This window comes from Streptomyces sp. NPDC047028 (assembly GCF_040644095.1).
Lineage (GTDB): Bacteria > Actinomycetota > Actinomycetes > Streptomycetales > Streptomycetaceae > Streptomyces.
This window is the reverse complement of sequence record NZ_JBEYVS010000127.1, coordinates 1-1,389: the sequence shown is the minus strand read 5'-3', so window position 1 is coordinate 1,389 and position 1,389 is coordinate 1. Positions and strand designations below refer to the sequence as shown.

The following is a 1,389-nucleotide window of genomic DNA, read 5'->3' as shown; positions in this document are numbered from 1 at the left end:
TGAGACCTGATGCCGAGCCGATTGTGGTGAAGTGGATGATCCTATGCTGTCGAGAAAAGCCTCTAGCGAGTTTCATGGCGGCCCGTACCCTAAACCGACTCAGGTGGTCAGGTAGAGAATACCGAGGCGTTCGGGTGAACTATGGTTAAGGAACTCGGCAAAATGCCCCCGTAACTTCGGGAGAAGGGGGGCCACACTCGGTGACCGGATTTACTCCGTGAGCTGGGGGTGGCCGCAGAGACCAGCGAGAAGCGACTGTTTACTAAAAACACAGGTCCGTGCGAAGCCGTAAGGCGATGTATACGGACTGACGCCTGCCCGGTGCTGGAACGTTAAGGGGACCGGTTAGCTCAGATTCGTCTGGGCGAAGCTGAGAACTTAAGCGCCAGTAAACGGCGGTGGTAACTATAACCATCCTAAGGTAGCGAAATTCCTTGTCGGGTAAGTTCCGACCTGCACGAATGGCGTAACGACTTCTCGACTGTCTCAACCATAGGCCCGGTGAAATTGCACTACGAGTAAAGATGCTCGTTTCGCGCAGCAGGACGGAAAGACCCCGGGACCTTTACTACAGTTTGATATTGGTGTTCGGTTCGGCTTGTGTAGGATAGCTGGGAGACTTTGAAGTCCACACGCCAGTGTGGGTGGAGTCGTCGTTGAAATACCAGTCTGGTCGTGCTGGATGTCTAACCTGGGTCCGTGATCCGGATCAGGGACAGTGTCTGATGGGTAGTTTAACTGGGGCGGTTGCCTCCTAAAGAGTAACGGAGGCGCCCAAAGGTTCCCTCAGCCTGGTTGGCAATCAGGTGTTGAGTGTAAGTGCACAAGGGAGCTTGACTGTGAGACCGACGGGTCGAGCAGGGACGAAAGTCGGGACTAGTGATCCGGCGGTGGCTTGTGGAAGCGCCGTCGCTCAACGGATAAAAGGTACCCCGGGGATAACAGGCTGATCTTCCCCAAGAGTCCATATCGACGGGATGGTTTGGCACCTCGATGTCGGCTCGTCGCATCCTGGGGCTGGAGTCGGTCCCAAGGGTTGGGCTGTTCGCCCATTAAAGCGGTACGCGAGCTGGGTTTAGAACGTCGTGAGACAGTTCGGTCCCTATCCGCTGTGCGCGTAGGAGTCTTGAGAAGGGCTGTCCCTAGTACGAGAGGACCGGGACGGACGAACCTCTGGTGTGCCAGTTGTTCTGCCAAGGGCATGGCTGGTTGGCTACGTTCGGGAGGGATAACCGCTGAAAGCATCTAAGCGGGAAGCCTGCTTCGAGATGAGGACTCCCACCCACTTGATGGGGTAAGGCTCCCAGTAGACGACTGGGTTGATAGGCCAGATATGGAAGCACCGCAAGGTGTGGAGTTGACTGGTACTAATAGGCCGAGGGCTTGTCC

At 56.1% G+C, this 1,389-nt stretch carries 1 rRNA gene; it reads left to right on the top strand.

What is annotated here, in order from left to right:
* Positions 1 to 1,389: ribosomal RNA gene (locus ABZ854_RS37235) — 23S ribosomal RNA — on the top strand; the annotation flags it as partial.